Origin of the sequence: Frondihabitans sp. 4ASC-45 (assembly GCF_049472575.1) — a bacterium.
GTDB lineage: Bacteria > Actinomycetota > Actinomycetes > Actinomycetales > Microbacteriaceae > Frondihabitans.
The window spans coordinates 165,940-182,654 of record NZ_JBCEBN010000002.1 but is presented as its reverse complement, the minus strand read 5'-3'; the positions used below and the strand labels follow the sequence as shown (position 1 = coordinate 182,654).

Below are 16,715 nucleotides of genomic sequence, written 5' to 3'. Positions count from 1 at the left end.
CCGGCCCGACTTGACGCAGCAGCGTCAGCGACCAGCGATAGACGACCAGCGCTAGCCGACCAGCGCGCTGAACGGCCCGAATTCGACCCGCGACCCGGGGTCGAGCTCGTAGCGCACACCGGAGTCGAGAGCGAAGGCGCTGCCATCGGGGTAGATCAGGCGCGTGCCGTTGCCCGAATCGGCGTCGAGCACCCAGGGCACGCCGTCGAAGGTGCCGAAAGCGAGGTGCACCCGCGACACCGACTTCAGCGGGTCGACCAGGGTGACGAGGTCGACGGGGCCCTCGTCGAGCTCGGACGCCAGCTGGTGCAGATGCGGATTGCGACCGACCACGACCGAGCCGGAGGCCTCGAGAGTCTGACCGTCGCTGAAGGTGAGGAGCAGAGGAATCACCGTCCCATTCTGGTGCGAGAACGTCGCGTTCGGAGATCGTCCAAGAGACGTCGGGCCGAAGCCCACAGCGACCGCGCGGTGAGACGGAACCGGAGGCGCTGCCAGCGCGTCGGAGCCAGCGCGATGACACTGAGCTTGGCGGCGTCCGCCTCGCGCCACAGGCGATCGACGTCGGCCGAATCGAGCACCTGCGTCGAGAACACGCTGCGCTCGGTCTCCGCTGCCAGCCGCTGCACCTCGGGCGTGCCGACGAGAGCGGCGATCTCGGTGCGCGTCGCCGACGCGTCGACGTCGAAGCCGGCGTCGTCGATGGTGTCGCGCACTTCATCCCAGGCGCCGGACGCCGCGACCTCTCGGGCATCCGCCGCACGACGTCGGCGTCGACGAAGCAGTCGCGCGAGGGCGATCGCCCAGAGCGGCGCGGTCACAATCCCGAGCACCAGCACGATCGGCAGGCCGACGCGCGCCACCGCCGCGAGTACCTCGAGCCAGCCAGCCGCCGCCGGCTCGCGGCTGGCCTTCTGCCCATCGCGGTTCTGCGAGACCGCGGCGTCGTTCTTCTCGGGCGGTGGCGGCGGCAGAACCGTCTGCGGCCGGGCGACCGACTCCGACGGAGTCGTCTCGGTGGGCGGAACCGGGCCCTTCTCGGGGTTCGGATCGATCGACACCCAGGATCCGCCCGACGTCTCGACCTCCACCCGCGCTGTGAGATCGGCCCCCGTGAACGTCGTGCTGCCGGCGGCGCCCGCCGTGCTCGTGTCGTCGTCGGAGCCCGACTTCGCGTAGCCGACGACCACGCGGGACGGAAATCCGACCTGGCGTGCGAGGAGGGCAAGAGCGGGCGCGTACTGCTCGGCGTCGCCGAGGACGGGCGACGAGGTGAGGAGCTTCTGGATCCTGCCCGCGGAATGCCCGGCGGCGCTGAAGGGCTCGCCGTCGCCCGAGTCGCTCACGTACCCGGAGCGGAGCCAGCGGGTCAGGGCGGCGAGACGACCGCCGGGGGTCGTCGCGCCGTCGGAGTGGGCCTTGACGGTCGCGGCCAGTGCAGCGGGAAGCGCCGACGACACGGGTTGTGTCGCACTGCCGGGTCGCAGCTCGGCGAGCCGGTCGAGCGATATCGCGCCAGCGATCGCCGTGTCGACCGTGTACCGCTCCCCTGAGACGGCTTCCCCGGGCAGAGCCGCTGTGCTCGTGGTGGCGTTGAGGTAGTAGTCGGTGTCGGGGGCGTTCGCGTCGAATCGGACCCGCGAGACGTCGCCGGCGGTCGGCAGCCAGACCCCGCGGTAGCCTTCGACGCTCACGCCCAGGGAGACCCGCTCGCCGTCGGCCGTGCCGTGGTCGACGGCGGACGGAACCCGGGCGAAGGTGCCCGACGACGCCGTGTCGCGACCGTCTCCGACGGTGAAGGCCAATCCGTCGTACGAGTCGAGCGTGGCGACGCGCAGAAGGGCGCCGTCCGGCAGGCCGGTGACCCGGAGCATCGGTTCGCCGGCGTTCGGCGGCAGAACGCTCGTCCGGTAGCCGACGAGGGGGCTGACGTAGTGATCGGGGTCGAACGGCGGGGCCACCACGTCGCGAAGGACGGCCCGGTCGGACGACGGCGGCCTGGTCGTCGCAATGGCCGTTCCTCCCCCGACGGCGACGGCGACGAGGAGGGCGGCAGCGATCACCCGTGTCATCGACAGGGCACCGGCTCCGAGGCCCGACCACACACCCCAGGCGAGCGCGACGACCACGAACGCCCCGCCGACGGCGAGCGGCAGGGTCGTCGTGGTGCCACCGAGGGCGATTCCGGCCGCCAGGACGGCGACGGCGGGCACGACGGCGAGGCCCGGCCGTCGCGAGCGAAGCGTGAGCGACACCGCCACCACGACCGCGGCGAGCAGCACGATCAGCGCGGGCACCAGCAGGGCCTCGTAGCGGCCGAGAGGCAGGTCGACCGAGAGCATGCGCTTCCAGGAGGTGACGGTGCCGATCACGAGCGCGCGGAGACCGCCGCCGGTCGGCAGCACGCCGAAGGCTGCCTGAGACGGCACGGCGAGCGGGACCCCGACGAGGAGGTAGGCGACGGGGGTCGCGACCACGACGAGGAGCGCGGGCCAGGCGCGCACGGCGGCGATCCCGGCGAGGAGCGATCCGACGACGCCGGCGGTGATGGCGAGGGTGACGAGTGCTGGATCCTGGTAGACCGTCGCGAGGGGCACTGTCGCGACCGCGAGGAGCAGAAGGGCGAACCCCGAGTGGACTAGGCGGCGCGCGGTCAGAACAGCGTGCCCGGCCCCGACACGGCGCCCGCTCACCACACGACGCCCGCTCACGAGACGCCCCCGGCGAAGGATCCGCGGAGATCGTCGAGATACCCGAGCGTCACGACGCCGAGCTCGCCGAACCGCTGCAACCCGGGCTTCTGCTCGGGCGAGCACACCAGCGCGACCACCTCGACGCCGAGCGGGAACCGCAGCGACCACGACTGGAGGTCGCGCAGGGTCGGCGTCGATCCGCAGACCAGGAAGACGAGGGAGGCACCCGAGACGCGATCGGCGGCGAGGCGGGAGACGAGGCCGAGGCCGACGCTCGACGAGCCCTGGTCGAGAGTGCTCAGCTCGTCGAGAAGCCGCTGCCGGCCACGCGTGCTCACGAGTCTCGGCTCGCGAACGCCGTCGACGTCGTCGCCCGAGGCCGGGGGGCTCGTCGCCACGGTCACGTCGCGCCCGTCGCGCAGAGCACGAACGGCGATCGAGGCCGCGGCGCCGATGCCGAGCTCGAACTCGTCCGGGCCGCGGAAGTCGGTCTCGGCCAGGCCGAAGGCGATGACGACGTGGCTTCGGCGCGTCTCTTCGAACTGGCGGACCGTCAGCTGGCCCGTGCGCGCCGTGCTCTTCCAGTGGATGTGCCGGCGGTCGTCACCCGGTCGGTACTCGCGCAGGGCATGGAACGAGATGTCATCGGTGGTGAGATCGCGCGTCGACGCGCCCTCGAGGTCGCGGATGAAGCCGTTGCTCGTCGGCGGCACCGCCACGGTCGCCGGGTGGATGAAGACGTCGACCGTGTCGGTCCAGAGGGCGTCGCGACGGAAGAGGCCGAGTGGATCACCGCGAACGGTGCGGACCGGCCCCACGCGGACGACCCCGCGGGCGTCGGCCGGGATCCTGAACTCCGTTGTCGACGAGGCCCCGGCGCCGAACTGGACCGGCACCGCTGACTCGCCGATCTGCACCTCGAGGCGAGCACCCCAGAGCGGACGCCGCCCTTCGGAGCCCAGCACGACGCGCCCCGTCACGGGCGACCCGACCACGGTGCGCACGACGGGCACCTCGAGCTCGACGGTGAAGCGGGTGCGCCCGATCAGGAACAGCGCCGACAGAACGAGCAGGAACGCGAGTGCCAGCCCCGCGGCGGCGAATTCCAACCAGCCGAGGCCGTATCCGACGGCCAGGGCTACGACGGTCGCCGCGAGCGCGGCCCAGCCGAACGGCGTGATGACGCTGCCGACGAGTCGCGCGAGAGAGAAGACGCGCACGGCCATTCGACGGCGAAACCGGCGGAGTCGACGCAGACGGCGCGCGAGGCGACGCGCGGGCCGACGATCCGAGCCCCGCGACGTCGCCGCAGTGCCCGTCGCACTCGTCGCCGCGGTGTGCCCCGTGCGAGTCGTGTGGCCGGTGCGAGTGTTCGTGTCGGAGGTCGGGGTCACACGGGCAGCCGTCTCGTCGGCGGCGCGACATCGAGCAGGATCTGGCCGACGATGCTCGTGCCAGTCACCCCGTCGAATTCGGCCTCGGGGTCGAGCACCAGCCGGTGGGCGAGCACGGGTTCCGCGAGTGCTTTGACGTCGTCGGGTAAGACGTAGGTGCGCCCCTGGCTCGCGGCCCAGGTCATCGCCGCCCGGACGAGCGCGAGGGCTCCCCGCACGCTCGAGCCGAGCCGAACCTCGTCGGCGAGCCGGGTGGCGTCGACCAGTCGCGACACGTAGTCGAGGATCGCGGCGTCGGTGACCACGAGCTTCGCCGCGTCGATCAGCCCCAGCATGTCGGCCACGCCGATCACCGGCTCGATCACCCGGTGATGCGACTTGACCCGCGCTCCCTCGAGGATCCGCCGGGTCGAGATCGCATCCGGGTAGCCGAGGCTCGTCTTCAGCAGAAAGCGGTCGAGCTGCGCTTCGGGCAGACGGTAGGTGCCGGCCTGCTCGATCGGATTCTGCGTGGCGATCACCATGAACGGGTTCGGCACCGAGTGCGTCACGCCGTCGACCGTCACCCGCGACTCCTCCATCACTTCGAGGAGTGCCGACTGCGTCTTGGGCGAGGCGCGGTTGATCTCGTCGGCGAGCAGGATGTTGGCGAACACCGGCCCGGTGTGGAATTCGAACACGCCGTTCTTCTGGTCGTACATGCTCATGCCGGTCACATCGCCCGGCAGCAGGTCGGGGGTGAACTGGATTCGTGAGCTGGAGCCGCCCACCGTCTGGGCGATGGCCCGAGCGAGCGACGTCTTGCCGGTGCCCGGGAAGTCCTCGAGCAGCAGGTGCCCCTCGCTGACCAGGGTCGTGAACGCCAGGCGCACGACGTGCGGTTTGCCGAGCACGACCTGCTCGACGTTCTCGACGAGGCGGTCGAAGACCTCCTTGAACCAGGCGGCCTGTTCGAGAGTCATCGTCTCGTCGGGCTGTTCGGGAGTCATCGGTTCTCGTTTCTGGTGGTGGTCATCGGCGTTCGGCGGTTCTCGGAGTGCGGCACGGCTCAGGGCGCCGGAGCGGTGGGCGGTGGGGTCGCGGGCGGAGTCGTGGGCGGCGGGGTGACGGCTGCAACCGGCGTGAGATTCTGGCCGATCTTCGTCTCAGGGCCACAGGTGTCGGAGCCCTGGAACCGGCAGGCCCTCGCGAACACGTCGAAGGTCTGCCCGTACGGGTTGCCGTTGGGTGTGCCGACGCCGGTGATGAAGCCGCCGTCCTGATCGATGCGCTGCCAGTTGCCGGAGGGCTGACCGGCCGTGACCAGGCTGTACTCGTAGTGGTCGACCCGGCTGCTGGAGTCTCTCAGCCGTCCCACGCGGATGTCGGTGGCCACCTCGGCGCCGCCCGGCGTCTGCTTCTCGAGCGTCGCCTCGCCGGAGGGCGCAGCGGGCAGGTTCGTGTCGGCCACCCCGGAGGTGAACCGCGCGCAGAACAGGCCGTTCGAGGCGTAGACGGCGTAGCGAGAGCGGCCGAAGCCCGGATCCTGATCCGTCCACGAGGTGGCCGAGCCGACGTTCGTGCCCGGCATCGACTCGGGGCGGCAGGAGTCGGGAGTGTCGCCGGTGACCGGGGTCACCGAGTAGACGAGCGCCTGGCCGCCGTTCGCGCTGCCGGGCGTCCAGTCGACACGCACGCGAATTCCACCGTCGTACAGGGTGGCGCTGCTGACCGCGACGTCGGTGGGCGGCCCGACCGAGTTCGAGCGCGCCGAGGCGGGCTGAGACGTGTTCGTCTTGTTCGACGCGGTGATCGAGATGGCGTATTCGCTGCCGGGCTGGATACGAGGATCCGAGACGGCCAGGCTCGTGGCGGTCGCCGGCAGCTTCTTCGACAGCGAGACACCCGGCCCCGAGAAGACCAGCGAGTAGGACTGCACCGGCGTGCCCTTCGTCGCCTGCGGGGCGCTCCAGCGGGCCAGCATCGAGTGGCCGCCGGCGTCGGCCGCGGTCGCGGTCAAAGAGACGTCGCGGGGTGCCCCGGGGGTGCCGTCGATCACAACGGTGTCGCTCGCCGGGCTCGGCTTGCTCGTGCCGAGAGCGTTGTCGGCGGTGGCCGTGAACGCGAACGGTGTGCCGTAGGCGAGACCACGGACGACGCACGCGTCCGGGTTGGCGCAACGGGCCGTGACGGACTTGTCGGTGGAGGTCACGGTGTACGCGCGCACGGGCGAGTAGTTGGGGAACGCGTGCGGGATCCTCAGGGTCACCTGCGCTTTGTCGGTGTCTTTCGCCGCGATCGCGGGGGCCTGTGCGGGGGCGTCGGGAACATCCTGGATGGTCAGCGAGATGGTGCTGGAGGCGTAGCGGGACGGATCGTTGGTCACGTCGGCGACCTCGTACGGCACCGTGACCGTTCCGGTCTTGGCCGTCTTGGCGACGCGGAGGGCGACGACACTGCGGTCGGCGCTCGGGCTGACGGTGACTCCCGCGGGAAGGCGCGCACCCCGGCCGACCGACACGACGCGGAGGGGGTGCCCCGGGAACGGGTTGGTGGCCTGGTCGTTGGCGAGGACGGAGACGCTGGTCGAGGATCCGCGGCGGAGCGTGACGCTGTCGGGGATCGGTTCGACGATCGGCCTGGTCGAGCGGACGATCGAGACCGTGACGACGCCCGACTTGCCCGCGCCCTTCGAGTCGCGCACCGACACAACGACGCGGGCAGTGGTGCCGACGGTGCCGCCGTCGACGGCCCGGAGCGACAGCTTCGCCCCCGACACGCTGGCCGTGACCGCGCCGGGAGTCCCCGAGACGGCCGAGTAGCGGAGCTCACCGTAGCGGTCGGGATACGGGTAGTCGGTGAGGGCCTGGAGGTCGACGGTCGTCGAGGCGCCGGCCTCGAGCGGCAGGTCCGCTCCGTTGACCACGGGCGGTTCGTCGGTCTTCGGGGTCACCGTGATCGGGATCGTGAGCGTCGCCTGGTCGAAGAACGAGGCCGCCCGCCCGGCCGGGGCGTCGGTCGCAGTCAGGGTGATGGAGGCGGGCCCGAAGTAGCCGGTCCGCGAGGTGAAGCGGAGGGTCCGGTCGTCGACGACGAGGCTGGAACCGTTGGAGTAGGTCGCCGACACGCTCGACGACCCGGTGATCCGGACGGCACGGCCGGAGACCCCCTGCAGTTGGTCGGCGAGTCGGATCGTCAGAGTCGACCCGCTGACGACGGTGAGTGCGGGCGCATCGGGCCGGAGCTCGGGCCGACCGTCGTCGGTGCCGGGCACCCAGACGAAGGCGATCGACGACGTCGCCGCCGAGTCTTTGCGCGAAACCCGGAACGGCACGATTCGGCTCGACTTCGCCACGGCGATCGTGACCACGCCGCCCGTGACCGAGGCCCCTGACGAATACCCCCGCAGGAGCGACAGGTCGAGGTCGGCCGACGAGCCCTCCGAGAACGTCACGGAGCGAAAGGGACGCACATCGACGCTCGATCGGCCGGCGATGTCGCTCGACTTCAGCACGATGTCTCGCGCCACCGGGCCTGCGAGCGGCGCCGACTTCGACACGTCGAGGTAGAGCCACGCCGAGGCCGAGCCACCGCGCGAATCGCGGGTCGAGTAGAGGACGCCGTAGCTGCCCGCCTTCTCGGGTGCGGTCAGTGCCACCGAGTTCGCGGTGAAGCTCGGCCGTACGGCGGAGCTCGTCGCCTCCACGCCCGTCACCTCGACGTCGCCACCCGACGGAGCGCTGTCGTTGTCGAGCACGTGCACTGAGAGCTTGGTTCCGGGCCGAGTGCGCACGAGGTCGTCTTGAGCGATCGGCGGTGCGACGACCCCCGACGACGGAGTGACCCCGACGCGAATCGTCCCGGTGCCCACGGCGCCGACCGCGTCGACGACCGAGTACTCGAAGGTGTCGGTTCCCGAGGCATAGGAGGAGGCCCGATAGGTGATGGAGTCGGTGCCGACCGAGGCCACGGCACCGAGCTTCGGTGCAGAGGCCTGCCCGACGAGGCTGACGGCATCGCCCTCCGGGTCGATTCCGGAGAGCGGGATCGGAATCGTGACCGCTCCCCCGGCGGTGACCCGAGCGGTGACCGTCTGCGGGGCGGGAGCCCGGTTGTCGGCGTCGTCTCGCGCTTTCACGGTGAGCGACACCGAGGCGGTCGCGTACTGGCCGTCGGACTGCGTGATGCGGTATTTCGCGGTGAATCGGCCGGGCTTCGCCGGAGCCAGGTAGCGCAGGCGATCCTGAGCCGCGAACAGCAGGCCGCCGTTCGAGGCGACGGGCTGCTCGAGAGTCGGCGCGAGCTGGAGCGGCTTGTCGTTCGGCTGCCGGTCGTTCGCGAGCACGGGAATGTCGACGACCTGTCCGACCCGCACGACGCTCGCGTCGTCGACGGCCTGCGGGGGTTGCAGGCGATCGGGCTCCGGCGTCTCGACGACGGTGACCGTTCCTGTCGCCTCGGCTTTGCCGTTGGTGACCGTGTAATCGAAGGTGACCGGCCCGTCGAGCGAGCGGGTGAGGGTCACGCGCAGCGTGCCCTTCTGCACGATGCCGACCGTCACGCCCGATCGGGCAGGAATGCCCGAGACCGACACGAGCGACAGCACTCCGCCGGCCGGATCGCTGTCGGTCGCCAGCGGATCGACCGTCTTTGTGTCTTGCAGGTAGAGGAATGCCGTGGTGGGCACGGTGATCGGAGGCAGGTTCGCACTCGGCGGATCGATGACGTCGACGCGGATCGAGCCACTGGCCGTCTTCGTTCCGTCGGTCACCGAGTAGCGGAGATGATGGGTTCCGGCTCGAGAGGCCGAGAGGGTGAAGGTACCGTCGGCGAAGTCCGGCTCGAGCGTCATCGACTCGTCGCCCTTGGCCGCGGTGACGCCGTCGAGCCGCAGCGTCCCCGTGCCGCCGCGCGCGTTTCCGAGCGGGGCCACCGACTGCTGCTCGCCGGTGTACCCGGTCAGCGAGAACGACTCGGCGATGATCGGAACGCTGCCTCGGGCGCCCACGGTGACCGTCTCGGATCCTGCGCCCTGGTCTGTCCCGTCGGAGACCGAGAGGGCGACCGACTTCAGAGACCCCTTGGCCTTGGCCGCCAAGCCGGAGTCGGTGAACGTGACCAGGCCGTCCTGCGAGAAGTCGACCGAGTCGGGGCTGGCCGTGCTCGCCGACCGCAAGAAGATCGGGTCGGAATCGGGATCGACCCAGTCGGCCAGCACGCTCGTGCGGGTGGTACCACCGGCGGCGACCGAGGTGCGAGTGGCGCGGACCTGCTTTGGGGCGCCGTTGACCGAGTCGCCGTGAACCTCCACGGTGACCCGTGCCGACGCCTCGTGCCCGTATCCGTCGCTGATCGTGTAACGGAAGCTCTGGCTGCCCCGTGCGTCGTCGCGTGTCGTGACGAGGATCTTCTGCGCGTCCTCGACGATGTCGACCCGGCCGAAGTCGGTCGGCAGGGCAGTCGCGCGGGTGACGACCAGGGCATTGCCGTTCGCATCGCTGTCGTTGAGGAGCACCGGGAGCGTGTTGGCGCGCCCCGCTCGCACGCCGAACGAGTCCGCCCGGGCGACGGGGGCCTTCTGGGCGGGGTCGAGCTTCGGTGGCACGTCTTCGCGGGACTCGGTCGTCGTCTTCCGTTTTGTCTCGTCGACGAAGTCGCTCCAGTTGTCGATCAGCTGACCGCCGTGCTGGAGCGCCCAGCTGCGCCCCGACAGGGCATCGTTGGCGACGAGGTGGTGCCCGCGCACCAGCAGCGCCAGCGGGGCAGCGCTCGTTGCCCGGTCGAGCGTCTCGGTGGTCGGCGTCGATCCGTCGCCACACTGGCGAAGGGCGATGCCGCCCGACCAGGCCGCGTAGTCGCAGCCGTCGAGGCGGACCGGCGCGGCGGGAGTGCCCCGACCACCCGTGCCGACCACCAAGACGCGGCGGTCGCCCGGGTCGACGGCGAGCAGACGTGTCGAATCGGAGAGAAGGATCCGGCTGCCCGTCGTCGAGGGCTGCTGCAGTCGGGCCGACCCCGGGTCGCTGATCCCCGTGGCCCCGGCCGCGCCGGTCGTGCCCGTCGCCTGGCCGCTCGTCAGATCGACGAACCCGCCGTCGACCCACAGCCGCCCCGACACGGCGTCGAAGAGCACCGGGCGACCCGAGACCAGGGTCACCTGCACGCTCGGCGCCGCCCCCGGAAAGCGCACAGCCCGTGACGATGCGGCGCGGCCGCTCGTCGGGTCGAGCGATCCGGTGACGAGGGTGCCGGTCTTGGCGCTGTAGCCGGCGTAGCCGCCGTCGGCGTCGACCGCGAGGGTCGCCGAGGATCCGAGACTGAACGTGGGCGCACTCGTCGCCTCGAATTTCGACAGGTCGCCGAGCGTCGAGGCCCAGGCGTCGCCCGTCGAGGCCCGGTAGATCGCCGCCCACCTGCCGGACCCGACCACGCGCGGAGTGCCCTCGGGCAACGGCACAGTGTCGGTCACCGTGCCCTGGGCGGGATCCACGAGCTGGAGCGTGTTGGCACCGGTGTCATGGACGACGACGTGAGTGTCGTCTTGCAGGAGCTCCATGTCGGAGCCGTCGGTCGCGACGGTCGCCGTGAGGGCGCCAATCTCGGTGTTGGCCGTGCCGAGGAGTCGGTCGCTGCCGTTCGCCACCCACACCGAACCGTCGTCGAGGTGATGGTCTTGGCGCTCGTAGCCCGGAGAGACGATCGCGGCCGCCACGACCGTCGCGACCACGACGACGCCGGCGACCGTGCCGATGGCGGTGCGGCGGCGAGGGCTGAGGCGGGTGAACCGCGACGTGACGCGACTCGCGGCTCGGGTGAAGGCGCTGGGCACTCTCAGCCGCCCACACAGGTCGGGTCACTCGCCGGGCCGATTCGGCCGTCGCGCACCACCGTCACCGTGACGCAGGTGCGAGCACTGGTCGTCGCGGAGCGCTCCAGCTCGAACGACGTCCCGGTCTGCGTCGTCGAGCGCGAGCCCGCGCGTCCGTCGAGGCGGACGCGATAGGCGTCGCCAGTCGAGAGGCCGGGGTCGTCCCAGGAGAAGCGGAAACCGGTGGTCGTGGTGTCGGCAGCGACCGTGCCGACGCGGGGCACATCGGCCCCGCCCCTCGCGTGGAGCTCGAGCGGAATGCCGATACCGGCCAGCACGACCAGGGCCGCCACCGAGATCGCCACGACACGAACGGGCAGAGAGACCCGAGACCGTCCAGTCAGAGCGGAGTCGTCGTCGGCGGAACGCACCACCGTCCGGTCAGGTGCTGACACCGGTGCCGCGGTCACGGGAGCGACTGCCGCGGGTGGCCGACTCGCGAGGGCACGACCCACTCGCGAGCGGGAGCGAGAGCCCGTGTCGGCCGGGTCGGATCCTTGGTCCGTCCGCCTCGACGCCGACCTCGGACGGCGCGGGGTGCCGGACGCCGCTGCGCGAGACGACAGGGCCGGAATGTCGGCCTGGAGATCGAGCGACGACGAGTCGAGCACACTCTCGGTGGGCAGCAGGAGCGGAGAGGGCCTCGCGCCGAGCTCGGCCTCGACCAGCTGGAACTCGCGCAGCAGGTCGACGATGCGTGCGGGGCGTCGTGCGGGGTCTTTCGACAGGGCGCCGGCGAGTGCCTGTTCGAGCCGCGCCGGAACGTCGGCACGGCCGGTCGTGGGGGCTGCGTTTCTCCCGACGATCCGCCGCTGGATCGCCTCCATCGAGTTGTCGCCGCCGACCGCCTCGAACGGCGACCGACCAGCCAGGAGCCCGTGGATCGTCGCCGCGAACGCGTAGACCTCGCTCAGAACGGTGCCGCCGGTCGTGCCCCGAAGCACCTCGGGGGCCGACCACGGCACCGAGAGTCCGCGGGTCTGGTCGTCGTCGGTGGCGAGGGCCGCCGCGATACCGAAGTCGGAGAGCACCGGCCGGCCGTAGCTCGTACGCAGGATGTTAGAAGGCTTGACGTCGCGGTGCAGGAAACCGTCGCGGTGAGCGGTCTCCAAGACGCTGCCGACGGCCAAGGCGACCTGGAGGACCTCGGTGACTCCGAGCCGCTCGGTGCGAAACCTCGTGCCGTACGACTCGGGGCAGTACTCCATCACGAGATACGGGCGACCGTCGGCGGCGATGTTCGCCTCGTAGACGGTGAGCACGTCGGGGTGGGCGGCGAGCTGCGCCATCAGGGTCGCCTCGGCCAGGAACATCCGCCGACGATCGGTGTCGGCCACTCCGGCCAGCAGCACCTTCACGGCGACGCTGCGACGGGGCAGGCTTTGCTCGAAGAGGAACACGTCGGCGAACCCGCCCGTGCCGATCGGCCGGACGACGGTGTAGCCGGGGAGCACGGGTGCGGTCTCGGGCAGCCTAGAGGGCACCGACGGCTCCCGGGTCAGAGCTGGCGGGGTTCGGGCTGGCGAGGTCCAGGCCGTCGGGGTCTGAGCCGGCGGGGTCGGCGACAACCGTGATCGTGACGTCGGCGGTCAGCACCAGACGGGTGCCGGGGACGATGGGCACGGCCTCGTGCGGAGTAAGTCGGTAGGGATCGCCGACGACGGGAATCAGCGTCGTTCCGTTCGTCGAGGAGAGGTCGCGCACGACGAGATGCGCACCCGAGCTCGTCAGCGAGAGGTGCGTCGCCGAGACGTGGTCGGTCACGCTCGACACGGCCAACAGAGCTGCCCCGGCGTCGTCGCGGTCGCGGGGAGCGCGCCCGACCAGGGTGGTCCCGTCGACACGATGGAGCACGCGGCCGTTGCGGTCGGCGAGGTCGATGAAGAAGAACGCAGGATCCGAGGGGGCTGCGCCCGCACTCCGGCCACTGTTGGCGGTCTGCCCGGCGTCATCAGCCCTCGGCGTCAGGATCGTCGCGTCGAAGTCGGGCTCGAGAGCCGGCTTCGCCGTTTCGTGAGGGCTGTTCGGCTGCTCCTCGCCGAGAGTCAGGATCGTCTCGTCGAAATCGAAGTCGAGATCAGACTCGTCGGGGGCGATCTCGACATCGTCGCGGTGGACTGCCAGAACACCGTGGATCTGCTCGGCCGGCGGGTGGCGCCCGTCGACCTCCAGCGTTTCGGTTCCCGTGGTGATGCTGAGCCGAACCCGCGCGCCCAGTGTGATCTGCACGACGCGTGTGGAGCCCTGGCGAATCGAGAGGGCGGCCTCGTCGGTGTGGTCGGGCACCAGAGCCAGCGTCACCGGGCGAGCCCACGTGAGATCCCAGCCTGCCTCGTGCACCACTCCCCCGATTCCCCGTTTCTTGCTCGACCAGACTACCCACTCCGGTCGTACTTCTCGCGGGGCACAAATGCCCGTTGCCGCCCCGCCCTGCCCCGGCCCTGCCCCGGCCCCGCCCCGAATTTGAAGGAGATCCTGGTACCCGGCCCCGTCGGATCCTTAATTCTTCGTCGCGGCGCGGGCGCTTTTCCTTCGAATTTGCACGGGCCGACGGAGAGCAGCACTCGCGAGTAGGGCGGACGGGACTTGAACCCGTGACCGAGCGATTATGAGTCGCCTGCTCTGACCAGCTGAGCTACCGCCCCGAACCGCCGGATTCGATCTCGTCTCCGGCCCGGGCACCTGGCGCGGACGCGGACTCGATCGAAGGAGCGGCGGTGTCGGCGACCGGGGTGGTCGCCGGTTGCCCACGATACAGCTTCTCGAACGTGTCGAGCGTGCGGTTGATGTCGTGCGGCTCGATCATGGCGAGGCTCGCGCGGCGCATGGCGATGTAGTCGTCGTCGCTCTTCGTGAGCACGTCGGTGAGTTTCGCGGCGAGGTCGTCGGCGTCGCCCGGAGTGAACAGATAGCCGTTCGAGCCGTGGTCGACGAGGTGCGGAAGCGCCATGGCGTCGGCGACGACGATGGGGAGGCCCGACGCCATCGCCTCGAGGCTCGCGATGCTCTGCAGCTCGGCGGTCGAGGGCATCGCGAAGACGGTCGCGTCGGTGAGGGTGCGGCGCAGCTCGTCGTCGGAAAGGTAGCCGGCGAACGTGACCCGTTCGGCGAGGCCGAGGTCGGCCGCCATCTGGGTCAGCTTCGCGAGGAGGTCGCCGCCTCCGACGATGGTGAGGGTCGCGCCGAGAGCGGCGGGCAGCTTCGTCATCGCGGTGAGCAGCACGTCGATGTGCTTCTCGCCCGTGACGCGGCCGACGAAGACGATCCGGTTGGTCGACGGACGGTCGGGCCGCGCCGTGTAGTGCGAGGCGTCGATGCCGCACGAGATCGGAATGACGCCGGTGATGTCGGTCGCCTCCTCGAGGAATCCGGCGGCCTTGCGCGTCGGCGTCGTGATCGCCTGGCAGTGCTGGTACGTGTTCGCGGCGTCTTGCCATGCCCGTCGCGTGATCCAGTCGAGTAGCTTGCGGGGCATCGGCGGTGTGTGCTCGATGAGGTTCTCGGGCATGAAGTGGTTGGTCGCGATCACACGAATGCCGCGCTCTTTCGCGATCGTGGTCAGCCCGCGGCCGATGATGATGTGCGACTGGATGTGCACCACGTCGGGCCGGAACGAGTCGACGATCGGCCTGGTGTTGTGTTTGACCATCCACGGCGTCGCGAAGCGGAGCCAGTCGTGCAGCGGCCAGCGGGTCGAGTTGAGTCGGTGCACGGTGAGCGTCGCACCGGCGTGCTGCTCTTCGAACGTGCCGTGGCGACGGGTCGGCGCGGGCGCGACCACGTGCACATCGTGACCCCGTTCGGCGAGGCCGACGGCGAGCCTCTCGGTGAAGTTTGCCGCGCCGTTGACGTCGGGCGGAAAGGTGTCTCCGGCGATCAGGATCCGAAGCGGCCTGGTATCGGAAGACCTCGCGGTCGTCTCATCGTGATGGTCGATCGTCACTTGTCGGTTGCGTCCTTGCCGTGGGCGGTGCGGCCGCGGAGTGGGCGGCCGGTGATCCGGGCGTCTTGTGCTGCGGCCCCCGTGTCGGGGCCGACACCAGTCAGGCTAGCTCAGCCCTTGGCCTGCGGATGGTATTTCGCCAGCTGAAACACGCCGTAGACGGCGATCGCCCCCGCGACGACGTAGAAGATACCGGCCCACCAGGGGGCTTGCGAGGCCTCGCCGAGAACGAGGATGCCGATGCCGACCGCGACCAGGGGGTCGACGACGGTGAGGCCCGCGATCACGAGGTCGGGTGGGCCCGACGCATAGGCGTTCTGCACGAAGTAACCGCCGAGACCGCCCGCGGCCAGGAGGAACAGGATGCAGACGGCGGTGAGGATGTCGAAGTTGTGCGACTCGACGCGGTTGATGACGACCTTGGCGAGGGTGGCGACGAATCCGTAGAGGAACCCGGCGGCGATGATGTAGAACAGCGCCCGGATCTTGCGCCGGAAGAGGGTGAACGCGGTCAGGAGCAGCGCGAAGACGATCGCGAGGATCACCAGCACGGTGATGAGCTGCCCCTGGGTGATGACGGGCTCGGTGGCTGTCAGTGCGGCCACCAGCACGAACAGTGCGACGCCGCCGACGCAGAAGAGGATCGCGCGTTTCGACTGTCGATCGAGTCGCTGCCTCGTGGTCCGCGAGTTGAGCACAGCGGTCACTACGAGGGCGACGGCGCCGAGAGGCTGCACCACGATGAGTGGAGCGAAGCTGAGGCTGGTGAGCTGGAAGACGATGGCGAGCGCGAGCATGAGGGTGCCGAGCACCCACGATGGCCGGCCGAGGAGTCGGAGCACCTGCCTGACATTGAGCCCCTTCGAAGCGCCGCCGGAGGCACGCTCCACCTTCGTCACACCCCGGTGCTGCAGCTGCGCTCCCACCGAGAGGAAGATCGCGCCGATCAGAGCGAGCGGGATGCCGATCGCGGTCTGAGAGTCGAGTGTCACCGGCTCGGTGAGGACGTCGAGAGGCAGAGGCACGCTCTCACGGTACCGTGAGGCCCGGCGCCGGGCCCGCCGATAGGCTGAGTGAATGGCTGTCCGACCGATCACGATCACCGGCGAACCCGTCCTCCACGAGGTCGCCTCCCCCGTCACCGTCTTCGACGACGAGCTCCGCACTCTCGTCGCCGACATGTTCGAGACGATGGACGAAGCGCCGGGCGTCGGCCTGGCCGGCCCGCAGGTCGGGGTGGCCTTGCGCGTCTTCGTCTTCTCCTGGGCCGACGACGAGGGCGAGTCGTGGCGCGGAGTCGCGATCAACCCGGAGCTCTGGCAGAGCCCACTGACCCTCGACGACCTCGACGACGACGACGAGTCGGAGGGGTGCCTGTCGATTCCGGGCGAACGCTTCCCGCTGCGTCGTGCCGACAGCGTGCTGCTCCGGGCCGTCGACCTCGAGGGCGAGCCCTTCGAGATCGAGGCGCACGGCTGGCTGGCCCGGATCTTCCAGCACGAATACGACCACCTCGACGGCATCCTCTACGCCGATCGCCTCGAGCACCTGTTCTCGAAGGCGGCCGCGAAGGCCGTCCGTAAGAACGGCTGGGGTGGCCCCGGCCACACCTGGACCCCGGGGCTCGACCACCCCGAAGGCTGAGGTGTACATCGAGGGCCAAAACCTTTGCTAGAGTTGTGGTCGCTCGTTCAGCGCCAATCGAACGGGAGTTGTAATCCTCGATAGCTCAATTGGCAGAGCAGCCGGCTGTTAACCGGCAGGTTGTTGGTTCGAGTCCAACTCGGGGAGCGAAGGCCCTCACGGCTCCACCCGTGGGGGCCTTTTTAGTGCGCGCG

At 70.3% G+C, this 16,715-nt stretch carries 10 protein-coding genes and 2 tRNA genes; 2 read left to right on the top strand and 10 right to left on the bottom strand.

Annotation, left to right across the window (positions count from 1 at the left end; genetic code table 11):
• Positions 1 to 51 precede the first annotated feature (51 nt).
• The 10 genes from VH571_RS04470 to VH571_RS04425 form a co-directional block, all read right to left on the bottom strand.
• Positions 52 to 393: an FHA domain-containing protein gene (locus VH571_RS04470; RefSeq protein WP_423263513.1), complete on the bottom strand. Its 342-nt coding sequence runs from the start codon at positions 391 to 393 to the stop codon at positions 52 to 54.
• Positions 390 to 2,711 (bottom strand): transglutaminase-like domain-containing protein, encoded by a 2,322-nt coding sequence (locus VH571_RS04465; protein ID WP_423263512.1) that lies wholly within the window; start codon positions 2,709 to 2,711, stop codon positions 390 to 392. Before VH571_RS04465 ends, VH571_RS04470 begins: the two co-directional genes overlap by 4 nt.
• Positions 2,708 to 4,087 carry a DUF58 domain-containing protein gene (locus tag VH571_RS04460; protein ID WP_423263511.1) on the bottom strand — a complete coding sequence of 460 codons (1,380 nt, stop codon included), beginning with the start codon at positions 4,085 to 4,087 and terminating at the stop codon, positions 2,708 to 2,710. Before VH571_RS04460 ends, VH571_RS04465 begins: the two co-directional genes overlap by 4 nt.
• Positions 4,084 to 5,076 carry an AAA family ATPase gene (locus VH571_RS04455; RefSeq protein ID WP_423263510.1) on the bottom strand — a complete coding sequence of 331 codons (993 nt, stop codon included), beginning with the start codon at positions 5,074 to 5,076 and terminating at the stop codon, positions 4,084 to 4,086. Before VH571_RS04455 ends, VH571_RS04460 begins: the two co-directional genes overlap by 4 nt.
• A 59-nt stretch (positions 5,077 to 5,135) precedes the next feature.
• On the bottom strand, positions 5,136 to 10,895 hold the full coding sequence (locus tag VH571_RS04450; RefSeq protein WP_423263509.1) for an Ig-like domain-containing protein: 5,760 nt from the start codon (positions 10,893 to 10,895) through the stop codon (positions 5,136 to 5,138).
• A gap of 2 nt (positions 10,896 to 10,897) precedes the next feature.
• A complete protein-coding gene (locus tag VH571_RS04445; RefSeq protein ID WP_423263508.1) occupies positions 10,898 to 12,418 on the bottom strand; it encodes a serine/threonine-protein kinase in 1,521 nt (506 codons plus the stop codon).
• The gene (locus VH571_RS04440) at positions 12,408 to 13,277 is read right to left on the bottom strand and encodes a hypothetical protein (RefSeq protein WP_423263507.1); all 870 of its coding nucleotides are present in this window, start codon (positions 13,275 to 13,277) and stop codon (positions 12,408 to 12,410) included. The genes VH571_RS04445 and VH571_RS04440 overlap by 11 nt, the downstream gene beginning before the upstream one ends.
• 228 nt (positions 13,278 to 13,505) lie before the next feature.
• A tRNA-Ile gene (locus VH571_RS04435) sits at positions 13,506 to 13,579 on the bottom strand.
• Positions 13,570 to 14,871 (bottom strand): glycosyltransferase, encoded by a 1,302-nt coding sequence (locus VH571_RS04430; protein WP_423263764.1) that lies wholly within the window; start codon positions 14,869 to 14,871, stop codon positions 13,570 to 13,572. The genes VH571_RS04435 and VH571_RS04430 overlap by 10 nt, the downstream gene beginning before the upstream one ends.
• 116 nt (positions 14,872 to 14,987) lie before the next feature.
• A complete protein-coding gene (locus VH571_RS04425; protein ID WP_370275191.1) occupies positions 14,988 to 15,902 on the bottom strand; it encodes a DMT family transporter in 915 nt (304 codons plus the stop codon).
• 52 nt (positions 15,903 to 15,954) lie between these two features.
• Between VH571_RS04425 and def the strand changes: the two genes are divergently transcribed.
• On the top strand, positions 15,955 to 16,521 hold the full coding sequence (gene def, locus VH571_RS04420) for a peptide deformylase (RefSeq protein ID WP_423263506.1): 567 nt from the start codon (positions 15,955 to 15,957) through the stop codon (positions 16,519 to 16,521).
• Positions 16,522 to 16,595: 74 nt separating this feature from the next.
• A tRNA-Asn gene (locus VH571_RS04415) sits at positions 16,596 to 16,668 on the top strand.
• Positions 16,669 to 16,715: the final 47 nt, after the last annotated feature.

Bases quoted from the DNA above. Each gene is read 5' to 3' on its own strand.
- VH571_RS04455 (WP_423263510.1), bottom strand. From the start codon at position 5,076: ATGACTCCCGAACAGCCCGACGAGACGATGACTCTCGAACAGGCCGCC.
- def (WP_423263506.1), top strand. From the start codon at position 15,955: ATGGCTGTCCGACCGATCACGATCACCGGCGAACCCGTCCTCCACGAG.